This window comes from Paenarthrobacter sp. 2TAF44 (assembly GCF_052114885.1).
In the GTDB taxonomy this organism is placed as follows: Bacteria; Actinomycetota; Actinomycetes; order Actinomycetales; family Micrococcaceae; genus Arthrobacter.
Genome location: NZ_JBFRFP010000010.1, coordinates 23,562 through 44,907, shown reverse-complemented (window position 1 = coordinate 44,907; position 21,346 = coordinate 23,562). Strand labels below are relative to the sequence as shown.

Annotated in this window: 16 protein-coding genes and 1 tRNA gene; 4 read left to right on the top strand and 13 right to left on the bottom strand. The window is 62.1% G+C overall.

Annotated elements, in window-relative coordinates; all coding sequences use genetic code 11:
* Window positions 1-16: 16 nt before the first annotated feature.
* From AB4Z15_RS11400 to AB4Z15_RS11365, 8 genes are all read right to left on the bottom strand, one after another.
* Window positions 17-1,474, bottom strand: coding sequence for a dihydrolipoyl dehydrogenase family protein (locus AB4Z15_RS11400; RefSeq protein ID WP_442017363.1), 1,458 nt, complete (start codon window positions 1,472-1,474; stop codon window positions 17-19).
* A 97-nt stretch (window positions 1,475-1,571) separates the two neighbouring features.
* Window positions 1,572-2,258, bottom strand: a complete 687-nt coding sequence (locus tag AB4Z15_RS11395) for an N-acetylmannosamine-6-phosphate 2-epimerase (RefSeq protein ID WP_442017362.1) — start codon at window positions 2,256-2,258, stop codon at window positions 1,572-1,574.
* Window positions 2,259-2,272: 14 nt separating this feature from the next.
* Window positions 2,273-3,253 carry an ROK family protein gene (locus AB4Z15_RS11390; RefSeq protein ID WP_442017444.1) on the bottom strand — a complete coding sequence of 327 codons (981 nt, stop codon included), beginning with the start codon at window positions 3,251-3,253 and terminating at the stop codon, window positions 2,273-2,275.
* A gap of 19 nt (window positions 3,254-3,272) precedes the next feature.
* A complete protein-coding gene (locus tag AB4Z15_RS11385) occupies window positions 3,273-4,190 on the bottom strand; it encodes a dihydrodipicolinate synthase family protein (protein ID WP_442017361.1) in 918 nt (305 codons plus the stop codon).
* A gap of 36 nt (window positions 4,191-4,226) precedes the next feature.
* The gene (locus AB4Z15_RS11380; protein WP_442017360.1) at window positions 4,227-5,033 is read right to left on the bottom strand and encodes an ATP-binding cassette domain-containing protein; all 807 of its coding nucleotides are present in this window, start codon (window positions 5,031-5,033) and stop codon (window positions 4,227-4,229) included.
* Complete coding sequence (locus tag AB4Z15_RS11375; RefSeq protein ID WP_442017359.1) at window positions 5,030-7,141, bottom strand: dipeptide/oligopeptide/nickel ABC transporter permease/ATP-binding protein; 2,112 nt, start codon at window positions 7,139-7,141, stop codon at window positions 5,030-5,032. Before AB4Z15_RS11375 ends, AB4Z15_RS11380 begins: the two co-directional genes overlap by 4 nt.
* Window positions 7,142-7,144: 3 nt before the next feature.
* Complete coding sequence (locus AB4Z15_RS11370) at window positions 7,145-8,101, bottom strand: ABC transporter permease (RefSeq protein ID WP_442017358.1); 957 nt, start codon at window positions 8,099-8,101, stop codon at window positions 7,145-7,147.
* A 100-nt stretch (window positions 8,102-8,201) separates the two neighbouring features.
* Window positions 8,202-9,824, bottom strand: coding sequence for an ABC transporter substrate-binding protein (locus AB4Z15_RS11365; protein WP_442017357.1), 1,623 nt, complete (start codon window positions 9,822-9,824; stop codon window positions 8,202-8,204).
* A gap of 349 nt (window positions 9,825-10,173) precedes the next feature.
* Between AB4Z15_RS11365 and AB4Z15_RS11360 the strand changes: the two genes are divergently transcribed.
* Window positions 10,174-10,902: a FadR/GntR family transcriptional regulator gene (locus AB4Z15_RS11360; RefSeq protein WP_442017356.1), complete on the top strand. Its 729-nt coding sequence runs from the start codon at window positions 10,174-10,176 to the stop codon at window positions 10,900-10,902.
* Window positions 10,903-11,106: 204 nt separating this feature from the next.
* On the opposite strand, the gene AB4Z15_RS11355 is transcribed toward AB4Z15_RS11360, so the two are convergent.
* Window positions 11,107-11,180 (bottom strand) — tRNA-Arg (locus AB4Z15_RS11355).
* Between the two features lie 284 nt (window positions 11,181-11,464).
* Here AB4Z15_RS11355 and AB4Z15_RS11350 point away from each other — a divergent pair.
* A complete protein-coding gene (locus AB4Z15_RS11350) occupies window positions 11,465-13,291 on the top strand; it encodes a phosphoenolpyruvate carboxykinase (GTP) (protein ID WP_442017355.1) in 1,827 nt (608 codons plus the stop codon).
* Window positions 13,292-13,407: 116 nt separating this feature from the next.
* Here AB4Z15_RS11350 and AB4Z15_RS11345 read toward each other — a convergent pair whose 3' ends face one another.
* The 4 genes from AB4Z15_RS11345 to AB4Z15_RS11330 all read right to left on the bottom strand — a co-directional run bounded on the left by AB4Z15_RS11345 (window position 13,408) and on the right by AB4Z15_RS11330 (window position 17,102).
* Window positions 13,408-14,580: a globin domain-containing protein gene (locus AB4Z15_RS11345; protein WP_442017354.1), complete on the bottom strand. Its 1,173-nt coding sequence runs from the start codon at window positions 14,578-14,580 to the stop codon at window positions 13,408-13,410.
* Window positions 14,581-14,721: 141 nt separating this feature from the next.
* Window positions 14,722-15,192, bottom strand: coding sequence for an RrF2 family transcriptional regulator (locus tag AB4Z15_RS11340; protein WP_224094402.1), 471 nt, complete (start codon window positions 15,190-15,192; stop codon window positions 14,722-14,724).
* A gap of 23 nt (window positions 15,193-15,215) precedes the next feature.
* Window positions 15,216-15,671: a hypothetical protein gene (locus tag AB4Z15_RS11335; protein WP_442017353.1), complete on the bottom strand. Its 456-nt coding sequence runs from the start codon at window positions 15,669-15,671 to the stop codon at window positions 15,216-15,218.
* A 12-nt stretch (window positions 15,672-15,683) separates the two neighbouring features.
* Window positions 15,684-17,102: a phosphomannomutase/phosphoglucomutase gene (locus tag AB4Z15_RS11330; protein ID WP_442017352.1), complete on the bottom strand. Its 1,419-nt coding sequence runs from the start codon at window positions 17,100-17,102 to the stop codon at window positions 15,684-15,686.
* Window positions 17,103-17,244: 142 nt separating this feature from the next.
* On the opposite strand from AB4Z15_RS11330, the gene AB4Z15_RS11325 reads away from it, so the two are divergent.
* Window positions 17,245-19,410, top strand: coding sequence for a RecQ family ATP-dependent DNA helicase (locus tag AB4Z15_RS11325; RefSeq protein ID WP_442004739.1), 2,166 nt, complete (start codon window positions 17,245-17,247; stop codon window positions 19,408-19,410).
* A 192-nt stretch (window positions 19,411-19,602) separates the two neighbouring features.
* Window positions 19,603-21,036 (top strand): MFS transporter, encoded by a 1,434-nt coding sequence (locus tag AB4Z15_RS11320; protein ID WP_442017351.1) that lies wholly within the window; start codon window positions 19,603-19,605, stop codon window positions 21,034-21,036.
* Window positions 21,037-21,346 lie beyond the last annotated feature (310 nt).

Sequence of the window (21,346 nt, the reverse complement as noted above, 5' to 3'; positions counted from 1 at the left end):
TCAGTTCAAATAGGAGTTAAAGGCCGTACTTCTCCAAGAGACGTAACCACACCTCGCTGATGGTGGGGTACGACGGCACCGCGTGCCACAACCTGTCCAAGGGGACTTCGCCGACGATCGCGATGGTGGCGGAGTGGAGCAGTTCCGCCACCCCGGGCCCGACGAACGTGGCACCCAGAATGACTTTGCGGTCCTCGTCCACCACGATCTGCGCCCACCCTTTGAAATCGGGGGAATAGAGTTGGGATCCGGAGACATTGATGGGCAACTCCACTCCGGTGACATGCTTGCCTTGGAGCAGGGCCTGTTCAAGGCTCGGGCCCACCGAGGCCACTTCCGGATCCGTGAAGACGACGCTTGGAATGGCGTGCTCGTTGGCTGTGTGGGCCCACGCGCTCCAAGGTTTCGGGGCGCCGGAGAGTTTACCGTTTGCCCTTGCGACGATTGCATCACCGGTTGCCCGGGCTTCATACTTTCCCTGGTGCGTGAGCAAGACTTTGCCCGCGGCATCGCCTGCCGCGTACAACCAGAGTCCGCTGGTGCCATCGCTTGCCGGCCCCTCCACCAGCCCACTGGCGTCCGTAGTGAGCCGGAGCGGTTTCCCGTTCTGCGGTTCAACGCCCACATTTTCCAAACCCAAATTGGCCAACGCTGGATGCCGGCCAGATGCGACCAGGAGTTTGTCGGCCGTGACGGCCTCGCCGTTGAACGTGACTGACACCGAGCCGTCGTCGTTCTTTTCCACTTTGTCCACATCAGTGTGGAGATGGACTGTTACCCCATCAGCCCGCAGCCCGGCCAGGACCAGGTCGGCCGCCTCTTCGGAGTAGCTGCTCAGAAGTCGACCACGAGCAATGAGTGTCACCACCGAACCAAGTCGGGCAAAAGCCTGGGCCAATTCGACGCCGGCCACTCCGCCTCCGAGCACCGCGAACCGCTGGGGGATGACTTTTGCGGCAGTGGCGCCGCGAGTGGTCCAGAAGGGTACGTCCTTGAGGCCCTCAACATCCGGGATGGTAGGGGTTGAGCCTGTAGCAACAACCACTGCATGGTGTGCCTTGAGCGCATAGCTGTTGCCGTCGAGCCCGTCCACCTGGACCTCCCGCGGTCCTGTGATGCGCCCCCGCCCACGGATCAGCTCGATGCCGGCACTATCCAGCCACTCGACCTGGCTCCCGTCCTGCCAATTGTTCGTAAACCAGTCCCGGTGTTTCAGGGCCGACTCTGCGTCGATGACTCCCGTTACCGCTTCCGAAGCCCCGGGAATTCCCTGCGCCGCGTGGAGGACGCTGCCTGGCCGGAGGAGTGCTTTGGAAGGAATGCACGCCCAGTACGAGCATTCGCCGCCCACCAATTCGCTTTCCACAATCACTGCCGTCAGTCCGCCACGAACCACCCTGTCCGCCACGTTTTCCCCGACGGCGCCCGCGCCGATCACAATTACGTCGAATTCACGGGAGCTCTCGGCATTCATGGGAGAAGCCTACAACTGCTACCTCTGCGTTGTGAGGCCCGGGCGGCGTGGGCCCTGGTATGGCTTTGGGGCGCAGAGTAGGCGCCGCAAGTCAGGGCTACGCGTGCATCGCGCCCTTGAACCAGCCCGTAATCGTGGCTGGGTGTGTGATCGCGGTCCCGACAACAACGGCAAACGCTCCGGCGTCGAGGGCCTGCCGTGCATGGGCCGGGGTCTGGATGCGGCCTTCTGCGATGAGTGGCTTACCCAAGTCGGCGGAAGCGATCTGCTTCAGCAAATCCAGATCCGGACCGTCGGTCTTCGGGCGCTCGCCGGTATAGCCGGACAGGGTGGTTCCGATCAGGTCTGCGCCGGCTTCAACAGCTGCCACGGCGTCATCGAAGGAACCGCAGTCCGCCATGACCAAGGCGTGGGACTCGGCGTGGATGCCAGCAACGGTGGCTCCCAGCGACAAACCATCGGGGCGAGCCAGGCGCGTTCCGTCAATCGCCACAATATGCGCGCCCGCGTTCGCCACGGCAAGCGCGTGCCGGAGCGTGGGGGTGATGAAGACGCCATCGTGACCGTCCTTCCAGAGGCCGACGACGGGAACTTCGACGGCGGCACGAGTGAACTGTACGTCGGCCAACCCTTGGACTCGGATCGCCGCAGCACCGCCGATGACCGCTGATGCCGCCACCTGTCCCGTAGTTCGCGGATCACGCATCGGCTCGCCCGGGTAGGCCTGGCAGGAGACGATCAGCTGGGAACGGAGGGCTTCGAGGCCTTCGAGGGTCAGGATCATGTTGTCTCTTTCTTCTAAAGGACGAGTTTCGCGGCACCAACGATGGCCGCGGTGTTGCCAAGGGTTGCCCGGACCACGGGGACCTCGGCAAGAGGCACCAGTAGCTCTTGGCGGAGGGCGGCTTCCATGGGCTCCCACCAGAGCCCACCGGCGTCCGCCAGGCCACCTGAAATGACTACGGTTTCAGGGTCAAGAATGTTGATGAGTCCGCCCACGGCTTGACCTGCGGCGGCCGCCCCGAGACCTATGGCACGCAAGGCGGCGGCTCGGCTGACAGTGGCGGCAGCACCGCCGTCGGGCACGCCAGCAGGAGCACCGGAAGCCAGCACGAACACGCCACGCGTATCCGCCGCCTCGCGTGAAGAACCACCAAATCGCAGGTACGACTCGTGAATGGCGGGCCCCGAAGCCACGGCCTCGACGTGCCCGGCATGGCCGCATACACATGGCAGCGCTGCCCCATCAAATGTGGCGTAGGGCGAGGCAAAATGCCCAACATGACCGCCAACAGAGTGATGCCCCAAAACAGGAGCGCCATCCACCACGAAGCTGCCGCCAACGCCTGTCCCGAACGCCACCATCAGAGAAGTGGACGTTCCAGCTGCGGCACCAAGCCAAGCTTCTCCGAGAGCATGAGCGTGGACATCGTTGACGGTGCGCACCGAAGCAGCCGGAAAGGAAAGACGGGCAGCAAGCCCGGTAACAAGCTCAGTCCCCGCCCAACCATGAATCGCATCCGTGGCAGACAAGACAGCCCCGGAAGACGCGTTAATCACCCCAGCGGAGCCGACGCCGACGCCGGACACGGAATGTCCGGCGTCGGCAGCGCGTTGCATCAAACCCGATACCAGGGCAGCGGTGGCGTCGAGGATCGCTTCGCCACCGGCCCGGTTCAACGTCGGAATGGATTCCGAGAAGAGCACTTCACCAAAGCCGGAAACAACCCCGGCGGCGGTTTTGGTGCCGCCGAGGTCAACGCCGATCACGTGGGTCATGGAAGCGGTCATGGAAAACCTAGACCAGCCCGTTCCGCTCCAGGATTTCACGGATCAGCGCCGTCTCATCGGAGTTCAGGGACAGCATGGGCTCGCTCATCGTGTTGGACTCAATGACGCCCATGACCTGCAGCGCGGTCTTGAACGCTCCCAGCCCAGCGGCGCCGCCGGAGACACGGCCGTTGGGCGTGTAGACGATCTCGAAGACGTCGGCCAAACGGTCCTGCTCCCGGGCCGCACCCGCCCAGTCGCCAGCCTGCGCGGCGTCGAACAGCCGGCGGTAGCCCGCCGGATCAACGTTGCCAAGGCCCGGAACAACACCCTGGGCGCCACCAAGGAGGGCGCCGTCCACCACAACTTCGTGACCGGTGAAGATGTCGAAGTTGGGAATGTCCTTGGCCGCCAGGAGCAGCTGGCGGAACGAAACGTCGTCGCCGGAGGAGTCCTTCACGCCGGCGATGACACCATCACGGCCCAGGCGGACCAAGAGGTCCGTTGGCAGTTTGAAGTGGGTTCGGACGGGGACGTCGTAAGCGAAGATTGGCTTCTCGACGGCTGCGTGGATGCTGCGAAAATGAGTTTCAGTCTCCGCGGCGTTGCCGATGGCGTAGTACATGGAGGTCACCACGATCGCGTCAGCGCCCAGGTCCACCACTTTTCGGGCCTCCTCGATCACCCGGTTGGTGGTTTGCTCGTTGGCGCCGACGATCAGCGGGACCGCTCCGGCGTTGGCGTCGGCGATGGTGGAGACCACCAGCTCACGCTCATCATTGGTGAGGTAGGGGACTTCCCCGGAGGAGCCGAGGACGAAAAGTCCGGACACGCCGCCGTCGATCAGGTGCTTGGTGACGTTCTTCAGCGACGCAGTGTCGATGCTGCCGTCGGAGTGGCGTGGTGTGATGACCGGGGGAATGACGCCCTGGAACTGAGTGGACACAGAAATCTCCGTTGTTGGTAGCTGGTGAGGGGAAAACTAGATGTGGAGAAGGCTCGGCGCGGCGCCCAGCAGCTTCTTGGTGTAATCGTTTCCGGGGTTGTCGAAGACCTGTGCGGCTGTGCCTTGCTCGACGATTTTGCCGAAGTACATGACGCAGATGCGGTCCGAAACATAGCGGACGGTTTGGATGTCGTGAGAGATGAACACCATGCCCAGGTTCAGCTGGGTCTTCAGATCCGACAACAGGTTCAGGACCTGCGCCCGGACGGAAACGTCCAGGGCCGACGTCGGCTCATCCGCCACGATGATGTCCGGATCGAGCGCCAGTGCCCGGGCGATTGCCACACGTTGGCGCTGACCACCGGAAACCTGCGACGGCGTCACCTCGGCTGCCGATTGCGGCAAGCCAACCAGCGCCAACAGTTCCTTGACCTTGGCAGCGCGGCTTGCCGCGTTCCCGATGCCGTGGATCTGAAGGGGGTCGGTGAGGATGTCCTGGATGGTCATGCGTGGGTTGAGCGCCGTAGCCGGGTCCTGGAAGACCACGGAGACCGAGCGGCCAAACTGCTTGCGCATGGCAGCGTTGCGCTTGATGGCTGGCTTTCCGTGAAACAAAACCTTGCCCGACGTCGGCGGCTGAAGTCCCACGAGAACTGAAGCGAGGGTGGACTTGCCACAGCCGGACTCACCAACGATGCCCACGGTTTCGCCGCGGCTGATGGTGAAGTCCACTCCGTCAACAGCTTTGACGATGTTGGGCCGGAATAATCCGCCGGTCCTGGCGTGGTGATAGACCTTGACGTCCTGGAGCTCGATGACCGGCTTGGAGCTTGATTCGCTCATTTTGCGTCCTCCTTCAAGTGGCTGGCCCAATAGTGATCCGCAGCGTCGGCATTGGGAGACGGGACGGTGGTGAGGACGAGCTTTTGGTTGGGGTCGGCGTCAGCCCTGAGTGAGCGGGCCGCGAAGCGGTCGCCCGAAGCAAAGTCGCGTGGTGAAGGGACTGTGCCGGGGATCTGGTGCAGCCGGACGGCGTCGGCCTCTATGGAGAGGACGGCACCCAACAAGCCACGGGTGTACTCGTGCTTGGGATTCTGCAGAAGCTCGGAAGCCTGTGCGGATTCCACCACTTGGCCGGCGTACATGACTGTGATGCGGTGAGCCAGGGAGGCCACCAAGGCGAGGTCGTGGCTGACGAATACCATGGCAAAACCGAGTTGCTCACGGAGTTCGTTGAGCAGATCCACCACCTGCTTTTGCACGGTGACATCCAAGGCCGTGGTGGGCTCATCGGCCACCACGATTTTCGGCGATCGGGACAGGGCCATGGCAATCAGCACGCGCTGGCGTTGGCCGCCGGAGAGCTCGTGGGGGTAGCTGGCAAGCGTCCTGGCGGGGTCCAGTTTCACCATTTCCAGCAGTTCAGCGGGTGTCTTTCGGCCGCCACGTTTGGTGAGCTGCTCCAGCTGGTCCTTGATCTTCATGGAGGGGTTCAGCGAGCTCAACGCATCCTGGTAGACCATGGCAATCTGCTCGCCGCGCAGCCCCTCATAGGCCTTGGGGTTGCTGTGCTGGGTCTTCGCGTCCAGGAGTTCCTTGCCATCAAACAGGATGGAACCGGTGACCTGGGCTGTCTTGGGCAGAAGGCCCATCACAGCGAGTGAGGTGATCGATTTACCGCAACCGGACTCCCCCACCAGGCCCATGGTTTCGCCTTCGCGGACCGTGAAGGAGACGTTGTCCACGATCGCGGTTTCGCCGAAGCGGCCCGGGAAACGGATGGAGAGGTTCTTCACCTCAAGGACATTCCGCGCGCCTGCCGGCACCTGGGGGAGGCGGTCCGTGCGCTTGGCTTCGATGGCTGCCAGCAGTTCCAGTTCGCGGTCCAGCAGGAGGTGCGGTTTGGCGGCTGCAGCGTTCACATCGGTGAGAAGAGCTGACTTGCCGAAGACTTCGGTGACGGTGCGATCGGAAGCCGGACGAACGCCGTCGAGCTCGTGTTCCTCAACCACCGACGGCTGAGCTACGGACGTTGCAACCTCAGTGTCCACGGCCAGAACTGCGGCAGAGCCGTCGTCGTCCTTCACTGCGGGCGCGCGGCGAAGCTTCGGGTTCACCATGGCGTCGGTGAGGCCCTCCGCGAGGATGTTCAGGGACAGGACGGTCAACAGAATTGTCAGGCCAGCGAACGTGGTGGCCCACCAGCCACCGGAAAGAACCAGATTGCGGCCGTAGGAGATCACATTGCCCCAAGAGGGGGCGGGATCCTGAACGCCCGCGCCCAGGAAGGAGAGCGAGGCTTCCAGGATGATGGCGTCGGCCACCATCACTGTGGCGAACACCAGCACCGGAGCGGCGGTGTTGCGGACGATGTGCTTGACCAGGATGTAGAAGCGGCCAGCACCGATCACGCGTTCGGCACGGACGTAGTCTTCGCCGTACTGGGCCAGCACGTTGGCGCGGACCACTCGTGCAAGCTGCGGGGTGTAGATGATGGCGATTGCGATGATGATGGTGGGAACCGAGTTGCCAAAGGCAGCCAACAATACGGCTGCAAGGGCGATACCCGGGAACGCCATGAGGATGTCCATGAGCCGCATGATGATCTCGTTCACGGACTTGCTGGACGTCGCCGCGAAGGAGCCCAGGAGCGCACCGGCGAGGATGGCAAGACCAACCGCGCCGAGGCCGATCAAAAGTGACGACTGTGCGCCGAAGAGCAGGCGCGAGAAAATGTCGCGGCCCAGGCGGTCAGTGCCGAGGAAGTGCTCGGCGCCCGGCGGCGTGGCCGGGATGAATGTCTCAAGGGGATCATGCGGAGCGATGACTGGCGCGAAGACGGCCGCGAAGACAATCAAGATGAGGAAGAGCAGGGCAATGCGGGAGCCCCAGGGCAGGGCCTTGAAACGGATGCCCGGTGCACTTAGCCGTTCTGCGAGCTTGCTGCGCATGAGCTATACCGTCCTGATTCGGGGGTTGATGAGCAGGTAGAGAAGGTCAACCACGATGTTCACCAGAACAAAGGTGACCGAGATGGTGAGCACCACGCCCTGGACCAGATTGACGTCCAGGTTGGTGATGCCATTGAGGATCAGCTGGCCCATGCCGGGTAGGGCGAAGATCATTTCAATCACGACGGCGCCACCCAGCAGATAGCCCACGCGGAGTCCCAGCACCGTCACCGGGGTGACGAGCGCGTTGCGGAGAACATTCTTGGAAACGACTTCGCGGTAGGGGACACCATTGCCGATTGCTGTGCGGACGTAGTCGCGGTCAAGCTCTTCCACCATCGAGGTCCGGACCACGCGGATCAGCGATGCCGATACCGGGATGCCCAGTGCCAGGGCCGGGAGGGCCATCGAGTTCAGCCAACCGCCAAAGCCGGATTCCGGCGTCGCAATTCCGCCTGAGGGAAACATCGGGCTGGCGCCGAGTGCGAACCACTGGATGAGCAAGATGCCCAGCCAGAACGACGGGGTGGCGATCGCGGCGATCGAGAAGACCCGGATCAACTGGTCCTGCCACTTGTCGCGGTAGAGGGCACCGAGGATTCCGAAAGCCAGGGACAGAACAATTGCGATAATGACGCCCAGGAAGGTCAGCTGGAGCGTCAGGGGGAACGCAGAGCCGATCATTGATGCGACCGACTTTGCCGGCGGGGTTGTGACGCCGAGATCGAACTGCAGCAGCTTCCCCAGGAAGCGGAAGTATTGCAGGACCAGGGGATCGTTCAGGCCATTTTCCTGGCGGTACTGCTGCTTGGCTTCTTCGCTGGCACCGTCACCGAGGGCGGAGCTGGCTTGGTCGCCGGGGGCGGCCTGCAGGACGAGGAAGACGAGCAACGTAATGCCCAGGATCATCAATGGCAATGCTGCAAGCCTGCGGCCAAGCAGACGCAATATGGTGACCAATTTGTTCTCCGGTTGGTTGGGGGTGCTGCTGGTTGTGGGGCCTGCTCTGCGCGCTACTTTGGGGATTCAGGCCGCAAAGCAGGCCTCGCAACTCAGGTTTCTAGGCGGTACGTCCGACGTCGATGAACGACAATCCGGTGGTGGGCAGCGGCTGGAAGCCCTTGAGCTTTTTCTCGTCCCAGGCGCTGGGAAGCTGGCGGTGAAGGACGGGGTACAGGGGGACCTCATCCGAGACCATGTCCACGATTTCGGCCACTACCTTCTTGGCGTCGTCGCCGGAAGCCTGCGATCCCTTGTTCATGAGTTCCTGCAGCTTGGTGCGCTCAGGAGTTGTCCAGAAGGCGCGCTTCTCCATCCACGTGGCACCGGAGTAGAACCAGCTCAGCAGCAGGTCAGCATCATTGCCGAACACGGATGGATCGCCCGGAGCCGCAACCACTGTGTAGTCACCCTTACCCACGCGGTCGCTGTAAAGGGCACCGGACTGGAGGCTTTTCACCGTGACCTTGACGCCAGGGATCTTGTTCCAGGACTCCAGGATCAGTGGTGCAACGTCCTTCACCCAGGCAGTGTCCGTAGTGAGGAGTTCGAATTCGAGGCTGCTGACGCCCGCCTGCTTGAGCAGGTCTTCGGCCTTCTTCGTGTCAAAACCGTAGACGTTCTTGGCCTTGACGTAGTCGGGGTGGCCTTCCTGGAAGTAGGAGCTGGCCGCCTTGGCGTTGCCGAACAGGGCCTTCTTGATGATGGCTTCCTTGTCCATGCCATAGTGCAGTGCCTGGCGGACGAGTTTGTTGTCGAACGGGGCCTTGGCGCAGTTGAACATGAGGAACAGCAGGCCGAAGGACTGGACTGATTCCACCTTGACCTTGGACTTCAGGCCGTCGACGTCCAGGTACGGAACGTCCTCGATGGCCTGGACGCGGCCGGATTGGACAGCAGTAACGCGGGCCGCAGCGTCCGAAAGGAGGAGCCAGGTCATGCCCTTGGCGAGTGCAGGCTTGGGGCCGTTGTAGTCTGCGAACGCTTCGAAGACGATCTTGTCGTCCTTGACGGCGGAGACCAGCTTGTAAGGACCGGAGCCGATTGGCTTGGCGTCGAAGGCCTTTAGATCGCTGGCGAGTGCCTTGGGGACCACCTTGACCACCGAAATTCGCGGCCCGAAGCCCGGGAAGGCGTACTTGAGCGTGAATTCCACTGTCTTGGCGTCCAGAGGCTTGACGTCCTGGATGAAAGGGATGAACTGGGAGAACAACGACTTGTTCGCCGGGTCCATGACGCGGGTAAAGGAAAAGGCCACGTCTTCGGTGGTGACGGGGGAGCCGTCGTGGAACTTGGCGCCGTCGCGAATGGTCACCTGGTAGGTGGTGTCGTTGACCTTTTTGGGATCCGTCGCTGCCAGGGCGTTGTAGGGCTGGCGCGTCGCCGGGTGGAGCTCAATGAGGCCTTCGAAGATGTGGAGGTTGGCTGCCATCGGTGTGGCTCCCGAAGAGCTCAGCGGGTCAAAGCCTGTGGAGAGGGCGTATGAGATGCCTGCCTCGATGATGAGGTCCTTGTTCACAGCCGCGGTGTTGGCTGCATTCCCCGTGGTGGTGCTGGCAGCGCCGCCACACGCGGAAAGGGTTGCCGTGAAGGCGGCGGCTGCACCAACTGCGCCGCTCAGCTTGAGGAAATTGCGGCGGCTGGCGTCATTGACCAGCGGCAGGCTGTTGATGGTCTTGCTCATAAAGGTGCCTCACCATTCGACTGTCGTGGGTTATCGGATGTAGGACGTCCGATGCTCGTATTGAAACTGTAAGTGTGGTCACAAGGGGACGTCAAGTGAGAGATGGATCACGGTGAGGCTGCCTGGGAAGCTGGAGCCTCGCGGCTCCTCGCCGCCCGGGCGCCAGAATGCGGAATTCTCAAGGAATTCCGAAGACATACCTATCAAGGAGGTGGGACATCCGATATTGTATGTTGCGAGTCACTCATTCTGCGGTGGGCATTAAGCTCGCCTCAATATTAACACCGCACTCCTTCGCATCCGAGGTTCATAGGCCTCTGCGGGAGGAGTGCATCGGCAAGGAGAGCCCATGACAACTTCCGGTGTCGTTCCGCAAGCGCGGTTCAGTGCACAGGCCCGGCTGCGTGCGTTGCAGTCGGACATTATGGAGCTCATCCTCGAGCGTGAGCTCGAGGCAGGTGACCCGCTGCCCACGGAGAGCGAACTTTCGGTCGCGCTCGGTGTAGGGCGCAACACCTTGCGCGAGTCCCTGAAAGTGCTGCAGGCCCTGGGTGTGATCGAGATCCGCCATGGCTTCGGGATGTTCGTGGCGCCCAGCAATTTCGATGCCTTGGCTGATGGCCTGACATTCCGGGGCCGGCTTTCCCTCCGGCACCAGGGACTCGAAGCCTTGCAGCTGGTGGACGTGCGGCAGGCCTTGGAGTCTGGGCTGATTGCCTCCTCCATCGATGTGATGACCAAGGAGCAGTTGGCGTCCATCGAGGAATCGGTGAAGCAAATGGAGGAACTCGCTGCCGCCGGCGAGAACTTCGTGGCCGCCGACGCCGAGTTCCATCGCCGCCTATTCGAACCCCTTAACAACGAGCTTCTGATCAACCTGATGGGGGTCTTCTGGAAGGTATACCGGAAGATCCACGTAGAGATCGGCGCCGGTATCGAGGACCTGGCCAAGACTGCCGCCATTCATCGGAACATCTATGCCGCCGTTGCGGCGGGAGACAAGGTGCTCGCGGCCGAGCTTCTCAACCGTCACTTCGATGGGATCCGCCGCCGCATCAGCGAGGCTGTGGGCGAGTAAGCGTCCGCACTTACGGCAAGGGCCGCCGTCGTACTTTTTCGGAACGTACGACGGCGGCCCTGTCCGTTTCTGCGCGCGGCTCACCCAACTGACTGGCATTAGTGGTTGTTATGAGCGCTCAAAACAACCACTAATGCCAGTTACTTGGGTCAGCCGGGCAAAACAAGAGACCCGCACCGGCGAACCGGTGCGGGTCTCTATCTGTGCGCCCAAAGGGATTCGAACCCCTGACCTTCTGTTCCGTAGACAGACGCTCTATCCAGCTGAGCTATGGGCGCATTTCGTGTGATTCTCGGCGGTCTGTTTCTCTGACCCCCTCGAACCTCAATAAACTTTACAGAAGTTCATGTGAAGTTCCAAATCGAAAAGCTGTAATCTAGACAACTAGACCGGTCTATGTGACCTTCCTCACTTAAATCGCGCTTCTCTGAAACTGGAACCTTGAATTCTAGGGGTTTTTCGTTTCGTCCCCACTGGACATCTGACGTCTGACAGGGGATTGGTCTGGTCCGGGACCCCTATCGTTTAGGACACACCACTGAACCCGAGGAAGGGAACCGCAATGGGCGATCTGGCGCGACTGCCGCTGCTTGAGAAGGCACCTACTACGCATGCACGCCTGCTGGCCTGGGTTGAGGAAGTAGCCGAGCTGACTCAGCCGGACCGCATCCACTGGGTTGATGGCAGCGAAGCAGAGAACAAGAAGCTGACCGACGAACTTGTCGAGGCCGGCACCCTGAAGAGGCTGAACCCGGAAACGTTCCCGAATTCCTTCGCGGCGTTCTCTGACCCGGCCGACGTTGCCCGTGTAGAGGAGCAGACCTTCATCTGCTCCGAGAACGAGCGCGACGCAGGCTTTACCAACAACTGGATGGCCCCGGCCGAGATGAAGCAGAAGCTGCGCGGCCTGTTCGCCGGGTCCATGCGCGGCCGCACCATGTACGTCATTCCGTTCGTCATGGGCCACCTGGATGCAGAGGACCCGAAGTTCGGCGTTGAGATCACTGACTCCGCCTACGTTGTAGCTTCCATGCGGATCATGGCCCGCATCGGCTCGGACGTCCTGGACCGCATCACGCAGACCGATGCATTCTTTGTGCCGGCCCTCCACTCGCTGGGCGCTCCGCTGGAAGCCGGCCAGGCCGACGTCGCGTGGCCGTGCAACACGGACAAGTGGATCGTCCACTTCCCCGAAGAGCGCTCCATCTGGTCTTTCGGTTCCGGCTACGGCGGAAACGCCCTGCTGGGCAAGAAGTGCTACGCACTGCGTATCGCCTCCGTGATGGCCCGCGACGAAGGCTGGCTGGCCGAGCACATGCTCATCCTCAAGCTGACCTCGCCGGAGCAGAAGACTTACTACGTCTCCGCTGCCTTCCCGTCTGCTTGCGGCAAGACCAACCTCGCCCTGCTGGATCCCACCATCAAGGGCTGGAAGGTGGAGACCCTCGGTGACGACATCACCTGGATGCGTTTCGGCAAGGAAGGCGAGCTCCGCGCCGTCAACCCTGAGGCCGGCTTGTTCGGCGTCGCGCCAGGCACCGGTTGGGGCACCAACCCCAACGCCATGCGTGCCATTGCCAAGGGCAACAGCATCTTCACCAATGTTGCCCTGACCGATGACGGCGGCGTGTGGTGGGAAGGTATGACCGAGGAAACTCCGGCGCACCTGACCGACTGGCGCGGCGAGTCCTGGACTCCGGACTCCGACGCCCCGGCTGCACACCCGAACTCCCGCTTCTGCACGCCGATCGACCAGATCGACATGTTGGCCGAAGAGTACTTCAGCCCGGACGGCGTGGAGTTGTCCGCGATCCTGTTCGGTGGTCGGCGCAAGACCACCATCCCGCTGGTCACCGAGGCCCGCGACTGGTCCAACGGCATCTTCATGGGTGCCACGCTTTCCTCGGAAACCACGGCTGCTGCAGCTGGCGCCGTCGGTGTTGTCCGCCGCGATCCCATGGCAATGCTGCCGTTCATCGGCTACGACGCAGGTGACTACCTGAACCACTGGGTAAACCTGTCCGCCAAGGCAAACCCGGAGCGTCTGCCCAAGATCTTCCTGGTCAACTGGTTCCGTCGCACGGCTGAAGGCGGCTTCGCCTGGCCTGGCTTCGGAGACAACGCGCGTGTGCTCAAGTGGGCCATCGAACGCCTCGAAGGCAAGGCTGACGCCGTTGAAACCCCGATCGGTTTCGTGCCGACCGGTGAATCCATCGACCTCGAGGGCCTGGACATGACCCCGGCTGAGGTTGAGTCGGCTGTTCGTGTCGACCCCGAGGAATGGGCAACCGAACTGGCGTCCATCGAGGAATGGTTCGCCAACTTCGGCGAGTCGCTCCCGGCGGCACTTCAGTCCGAGCTGGACGGTCTGAAGACCCGTCTGGGCTAGACCTCTTAGGAACAACGGCGTTCTTAAGTGAACGACGACGGCCCGTCACCTTTTGGATGAAAGGTGGCGGGCCGCCGTCGTGCTTCTGGCGCTTTTACTGTGTTTGCGGCTCTGCCTTAGTTCGCGAGCCACACGTCGGGGCCGAAAACTTCGTAGTGGATCCGGGTGGCCGGAATCCCGGCCTCGATTGCTTCGTCGCGAATTTTCTTCATGAAGGGCAACGGCCCGCAGAGGTACAGGGAAGCGTCTGCCGGCATGTCGACTTCCCTCAGGGACATGAAGCCTGCCTTGGCGCGGTGCACTTCGTTGCTGGGCTGCGGCGACTCGAGCCAGAGCTGCAGTTCGGCGTCAATGCTTGCGGCGTCTGCAGTCATTTGGCCGCTCAATGCCCAACTTTCCATGGAGCGTTCGGCATGCAGGACAAGAACCTGGCGATCGGTGCCGGCCTCAGCCAGAGAACGCAGGATCGAGGCCGTCGGCGTGCACCCGATGCCCGCTGATGCGAGCACAACCGGCCCCTCGCCGTCCTTGAGGGTGATCTCGCCGTAGGGGTTGGAGATTTCGAGTACATCGCCAGGCTCGACGGCGGTATGCAGGGCGGTGGACACCTCACCACCGTCGTTTAGCTTGGTGGTGAAGATCCGGCTGGTGCCGGCGTCGCCTGACAATGAATACTGCCGCACTTGGCGCAAGCCGTCAGGGAGGGCAACCTTGACGCTCACATACTGGCCGGCCAGGGCCGGTGTTACCGGAGTGTCGTCGGCAGGTTCCAAGGTGAATGTCATGGCGTCCTTGCCAGCCGGTACCTTGGAAACCACGCGCCAGGGCATCCACATCTTATTGTTTGACTGGGAGGCATAGAGGTCCTTTTCGAGCTTGATCAGGGCGTCTGCCATAAGCCAGTAAACCTCGGTCCATGCCTCGGCGATTTCCGGTGTAATGACGTCTGACAGGTCGGCCGCGATTGCTGCGAAGAGGTGCTCGTAGACCACTCCGTACTGCTCTTCGGCGATGCCCAGTGAGGCGTGCTTGTGGGCGATCCGGGCCAGGACCTTTTCCGGGAGGGTGCCCGGGTTGTTCACCAGATGGGTGGCGAAGGCGGCGATGCTCCCGGCGAGTGCCTGTTGCTGATCACCCGAGCGCTGGTTGGAGCGGCTGAAGAGTCCATCGAGCAACTCGGGGTGCGCTGCAAAGAGACGCGTGTAGAAATCGGCGGTGATGTCACCAATACGCGAGCCCACCAGCGGAAGAGTGGCTTCAATAATGGGGCGGGATTTTTCCGAGAGCATGGTTCTCCTGAGGTAGGGGCCCGGCTGGGTCATTCGGACCGTCACAATACAAGCATTTCGAATGCCTATATTTACATCTCAATTTCTACTCCTTGTAGAAAAGATGTGCAAATCGAAGCGCAGGCCTGCTCGGACGACCCGTCAGGGCAGGGTTGCGGGGGACCTGAATTCGGGCCGGAGGCCAATTGTTTGGAAGACCGGATTCATCTGCCGGGCATGAGGGAGGGATGAGATGACGACGGTGTCCAGCTCGCGATAGAACGCTTCGCGGGCCCGATTCATTGCGTGACGGAGACCGCACTCTGTGATGAGGGGGCAGTCATGGGTGGGGGACTGGCATTCCGCCGGATCCTGTCGGCTGTCCAGATGGCGAAGGAGTTGGCCAACGGTCGCTTGTCTCCCCGCTTCATTAAGGCGCGAGCCACCCAGCCGGCCTCGTTCCACATCAATCAATCCAAGGCTTCGCAATCGGACCATGGCCTTGCTGACGTGGTTGTACGGAGTTCCCACGGCGTCGGCCACAGCCTGGGTTGTCAGCAAGGTGCCCTCAGGGGCGGACGCCAACACCATAACGGCGCGGAGGCTGACATCTGCGAACGCGTTGATTTTCATGGGATCAGCCTACGTAGTCAGGTCTAGTCCACCCAGAGCGAGGGCTCGTGGGTGTCAGGCTCAAGGGCGCCGAAGTCGAACCCTTCAGCGGTGTGGACGTAGGGGATGACGGCTGCCATGACCCCGCCATCCCGGTGCTCGGCAGTGCCGTGGATGCCATCCGAGCCGTGCTCGGGAAGCGCGACATCACTTGCGACGGCCACGGCCCGGTAATCGTTCCGTCCCTGGCGAAGTAATTCCTCGACATCCGTCAACATTGCCCCCGCGTCAATGTGACCGTCTTCGTCCGGCTCTCCTGGAGAAACCATGACAATCCGCACCTCACCCTCATGTGAAAGCGTGATGCCAAAGGGGAGAAAGCCGCCTTTCTGCAGTATGTGCTCCTGGGCAGTTCCCAGTGCAGTACCCAGAATCTCCCGGAGTTCACGCTCCTGGACGGTCCCGGTGGAATCGGCGTCGTCGATGGGCTGCTCGCTCATGTTTGCCGGTCCCTATGCCCGGACCAGAGCCAGGACGCGGTCGCGGATTTTTTCCATGGTGGGCAGGTCTTTGGCTTCGGCGTTCAAACGGAGGAAGGGCTCGGTGTTGGAGGGGCGCAGGTTGAACCACCAGCTGCCGTCCTTGGCACTGAAAGTGCTGCCGTCCATGTGGTCGATCTCGACGTCATCGTTCTGGAAATCAAGGCGGACCCGCTCGATCGCGCCTGCTTTGTCGTCGATCTCGGAGTTGATTTCACCGGAGGAAACGTAGGGCTCGTACTGACGCCCGAGTTCGGAGAGGGGACCGTCCTGCTCGCCCAGGGCTGCCAGGACATGCATGGCGGCGAGCATTCCGGTGTCCGCGTTCCAGAAATCCCGGAAGTAGAAGTGAGCAGAGTGCTCCCCGCCGAACACGGCACCTTCTTCGGCCATGACGGCTTTGATGAAGGAGTGCCCGACGCGCGTCCGGACCGCCCGGCCGCCGTCCTTGGCCACGAGTTCGGGAACGGCCTTGGAGGTGAGCAAGTTGTGGATGATCACCGGGGTCTGTTCCCCGGAAGCCTGGGCGCGGGCGATCTCCCTGCGCGCGACCATGCCAGTGATTGCCGACGGCGAGACGGGCTCGCCCTTTTCATCGATCACGAAGCAGCGGTCAGCGTCGCCGTCGAAGGCACAGCCGATGTCGGCGCCGTGCTTGATCACGGCCGCCTGGAGGTCGCGGAGGTTTTCCGGTTCCAGCGGGTTGGCCGGGTGATTCGGGAACGAGCCGTCCAGTTCGAAATAGAGCGGGATGATCTCGAACGGCAGGGCCGGGAGGAGTTTGTTACCGAGCACCGCCGGGGTGGTCAGCCCGGCCATACCGTTGCCCGCGTCCACGACGATCTTCAACGGACGGGAACCGGAAAGGTCCACGAGCTGGCGCAGGTATTCGGAGTAGTCCTTCAGTACGTCCCGAACACCGATCTGCCCGCGCGTAGCCGCGGCGGGGATGCTGCCTTCGTTCAGGTACTGCTCGGCGAGGGCCTGGATTTCCTTCAGGCCGGTCTCGGAGGAAATCGGTTGAGCCCCGGCCTTGGCCATTTTGATGCCATTGTACTCGGCGGGGTTGTGGCTGGCGGTGAATGTGGCACCGGCTGCGTTCAGGGCACCGCAGGCATAGTAGAGCTCGTCGGTGGAGATCAGGTCCAGCAACTGGACGTTGGCGCCGCGCCTGGCAGCACCGTTCGCGAAGGCCTGGCTGAACTCCGGCGAGGACGGGCGCATGTCTCCGCCAACAAGGACAGTTTCACCCTCAAGGCCCAGAACGTCGATGAAGGCAGCACCGACTGCCTCGACGATTTCAGCCGTGATGGATTCCCCCACGATGCCCCGGACGTCGTACGCCTTGAAGGAAGTCGAGAGGTCGAAGTTCTTGTTCTGCTCGCTAGTCACGGGCTCAATCCTACTGTGGCAGCGCAATTGAGCATGAACCGGGGAAGCTGCTATGTGGAAAGCCAGTCCGGTGACGGGCAGTTTTTCCACATAGCCGCGACCACCGGTTCTGGCTGTCAGGGGCTGCTGGAATACTGGATCCATGGCCAACAACTCCCCAAATGCTGCTGTTTCCGTGGAATCCCCTACCCGCCAGAAGGCTTTGGCTTGTCTTCGAGAGCTTGTGGGGCATCCGGAAGCAGACTTCCATGACGGCCAGTTCGAGGCCATTGAGGCATTGGTGGACGCCGGGCGCCGTGCGTTGGTGGTTCAACGCACGGGTTGGGGAAAATCCGCCGTCTACTTCGTCTCCTCATTGTTGCTGCGCCAACGGGGTGCGGGTCCCACGCTGATCGTGTCTCCTCTTCTCGCGCTGATGCGCGACCAAGTGGCAGCGGCCGCACGGGCGGGAGTCCGGGCAGTGGCCATCAACTCGGCCAACGCGCTTGAGTGGGATACTGTCCTGGCCCAGTTGGCAGCTGACCAGGTAGACGTTCTCCTCGTGTCGCCCGAGCGCCTCACCAATCCCTCGTTCAGGGAGAACCAGTTGCCCGAGCTGATCCGGAGGACCGGATTGCTCGTTATTGATGAGGCCCACTGCATCTCCGATTGGGGCCACGACTTCAGACCCGATTACCGGCGCATCGCGGATCTCATTGCCCAACTGCCCGAGTCGGTTCCAGTCCTGGCCACCACGGCTACCGCCAACTCCCGTGTGGTTCACGATATTGAGGAACAACTCGGAGACGGAGTGTTGACCATCCGGGGTGCACTGGGCCGCGAGTCACTGCGGCTCGGCGTTCTCAACTTGTCCGACTCCCGTGATCGCCTGGGCTGGCTGCTGACGCACCTGGCGGACCTCCCTGGCAGCGGAATCATTTACACTCTGACCGTCTCAGCCGCAGAGGACACCGCCCGGCTTCTTTCCGAGGCTGGACACAATGTCTTGTCCTACACCGGCCGCACGGATCCTGCCGATCGGGAGCGGGCAGAGCAACTCCTCAAGGACAACCAGGTCAAGGCGCTTGTGGCCACCTCGGCATTAGGGATGGGATTCGACAAACCCGACCTTGGGTTCGTGATTCACCTCGGAGCGCCGTCCTCGCCGGTTGCCTATTACCAACAGGTTGGCCGAGCTGGCCGAGGCGCAGCCAACGCCGACGTCCTGTTGCTTCCAGGCTCCGAGGACCGCGAAATATGGCAGTATTTTGCCACCGCATCCATGCCCTCAGCAGAAAAGGCCGACGCCGTCTTGAGGGTGCTTGGTGAGGCGAATTCGGCCATGTCCACGGTGGCGCTGGAAGCCCGCGTGGACCTTCGGCGCACGCCTCTGGAACTCCTCCTCAAGGTCCTGGCCGTTGACGGGGCAGTTGAACGCGTGGGTGGCGGTTGGCGGGCGACCGGACGGTCATGGAGCTACGATGCAGAGCGATACGCGCGTATTGCGGAAGCGCGGGTGGATGAGCAGGATTCCATGGTGATTTACCAGGACACCGCAGGTTGTCGCATGGAGTACATCACCTCGGTGCTCGACGACGAGACCGCCGCCCCTTGCGGCCGTTGTGACAACTGTGCTGGACGCTGGTTCCCAGTGGACATCGCAGCTGCCGCGGTTGATGCAGCAGGCCAGACGCTTCGTCGAGCCGGGATCGCCGTGGAACCGCGGCTCCAGTGGCCCAGCGGGATGGACAGGCTGGGTGTGGGAGTCAAAGGGAAGATCAAGCCGGACGAAAGCATTTCCGAAGGCCGAGTCCTGGCAAGGCTGACAGACCTGGGTTGGGGTGGTGCGCTCCGCGAGCTCTTTGCCGCCGGAGCACCCGATAGGGCCGTGGACCCCGCTATGCTGCAGGCCTGCGTTCAGGTGCTGCGCGAATGGTCGGGGGCCGACGGTGGAACTGCCTGGAGCGGGGTGGGGCGCCCGGCAGCCGTTGTCAGCATTCCCTCAAGGAGCAAGCCACAACTTGTGGACTCCCTGGCGCAGGGAATCGCGGGCATAGGGCGGATGCCATACCTGGGTCAACTGCAGCCAGAGCACGGTGGTCCCACAGGATCACGTGGCGGCAACAGCGCTTACAGGCTCGCGGGAGTATGGGACCGTTTGGCCGTCGGCCCGGAACTGGCACAGGCCCTGGCAGGCATTGGTGACCAGCCAGTGCTCTTGGTGGATGACCTCATCGACAGCCGCTGGACAGTGACCGTTGCGGCGAGGGCGCTCAGGCGGTCCGGAGTAGGTGCCGTGCTACCGCTCGCCCTGGCCCAGGCGGGGTAAGGCGCGCAGGCGGGATAGCGCGGAGGCGGGGTACGGTGCGAGCGGGGAAACGCTCAACCGGGGTAGTGCTTCAAGGCAAGGTGGAGAGCTGAAAAGCGTCATGTTGTGAACGCTCCCACCGTGCCTCTATAGGATCGAGCAAACACGCCCGCCTGCTGCTGCGGGCCACCAGACAAGACTTGGACCGGAGCCATGAGCACAAACCCGAGCAACACCGACGTCGAAGCGGCCAATGAAACAAGTTGGCGCCCGCGCTTGGCACTGCTGGTGGCGGCAACGTTCTTCATGGAGTTTCTCGACGGAACTATCCTCACCACGGCCATCCCCAGCATTGCGGCCGATTTCCGGGTGGCGCCTGCTGATATCAACATCACGATGACCGCCTATTTAGTGACGGTGGCTATGGGGATCCCGTTGAGCAGTTGGCTTGCCGAGCGGTTCGGCGCCCGCAGGATATTCTGCCTGGCGATATCGGTGTTCACTGTTGCCTCCCTTTTCTGCGCAGTAAGCACCGACTTGACCATGCTGACGTTGAGTCGGGTGGCGCAGGGCGTGGGCGGCGCCATGATGGTTCCTGTGGGCACTCTGGTGGTTTTGCGGGGCACGCCCAAATCCGAGCTTCTCCGCGCCACCGCCTATTTGGTATGGCCAGGCCTCCTTGCCCCCGTTTTGGCTCCCATGGTTGGCGGCGCGCTCACCACTTTCCTGTCGTGGCACTGGATCTTCATCATTAACGTGCCCCTCGGCCTGGCTGCCTTCATTGCGGCACTGAGGTTGGTTCCGCGGACTCAATTTGATGCCAACCGCCGACTTGACTGGTTTGGCCTGTTGCTGACTACCTTGGGCGTGGGTTCCCTTGTGGTGGGACTGGAGACGCTGGGTGGACACGCATCCAATGTGCTGGCTGTTGTAGTGGTGACCGCCGGGGTGGTTTCCCTCGCAGGTGCGGTCTGGTGGATGAGCAAAGCAAGGGTTCCGCTGTTCAACCTCAGCGTATTTGGCACCAGGACTTTCAGGGCGACATCCACGGGCGGATTCATTTACCGGCTCACCATCAGCTCGGTTCCGTTCCTGCTGCCTCTCATGTTTCAGGATGGATTTGGCTGGGATCCCTTGAAGGCCGGAGTTATGGTCGCCGCAGTCTTCGTGGGCAACATCGGGATCAAGCCGGCCACCACACCCCTGATAAGGCGCTTCGGGTTTAAGCCGGTGCTCGTCTTTGCATCGTTCGCGTCAGCCGTGACGTTTGCCTTGTGTGCGTTCCTTAATGCCCAAACACCCGAGCCCCTGATTTTCGCTCTGTTGCTGCTCAGCGGTGCCTTCCGATCCATCGGATTCTCCGCTTACGCCTCCGTGCAGTATGCCGATATCGTCCCGGGGCAGCTGCCCTCGGCAAACGCTATCTCCGCCACGCTCGTACAGTTGGCGGCTGCGGCAGGTATCGCCGTGGGGGCCTTGTTCCTGAGGCTGTTCGAGACAACGGATGTGCTCGGGGCGGACCATGTGGCGGCCTACAAGGGGGCCTTCATAGCCATGGCTGTCCTCATGCTGGTCAGCACAGTGGACAGCCTGACCCTGCACCGGCACGCTGGCGCGGAAGTCAGCCACGGAGCCAAGCGGGGGTGACCTGGCGCAGCTAACCCAGCGCGCGCTAACCCCCATGTAAGCCCGTGCTAGGCGTCTGGGATTAAACGCAAAAGGTCCCGGTTCGAAAACCGGGACCAATTCGCGGAGACGGGGGGATTTGAACCCTATTTTTTGAAACGCCCTTATGGCCCGTTCTGCCTTGCAAATAAAGGCATGTAGGTCCATTTTCCGGGATTATTGCAAGTGCAGAAAGTGGACAAGTTGGGGGAAATTTAAGGTTGATTCCCCCGATCGGGGAGGCTTTGGTTTGGGCGCGTGGTGCCAGAAAGCCACGCCAGAAACGAGTGAT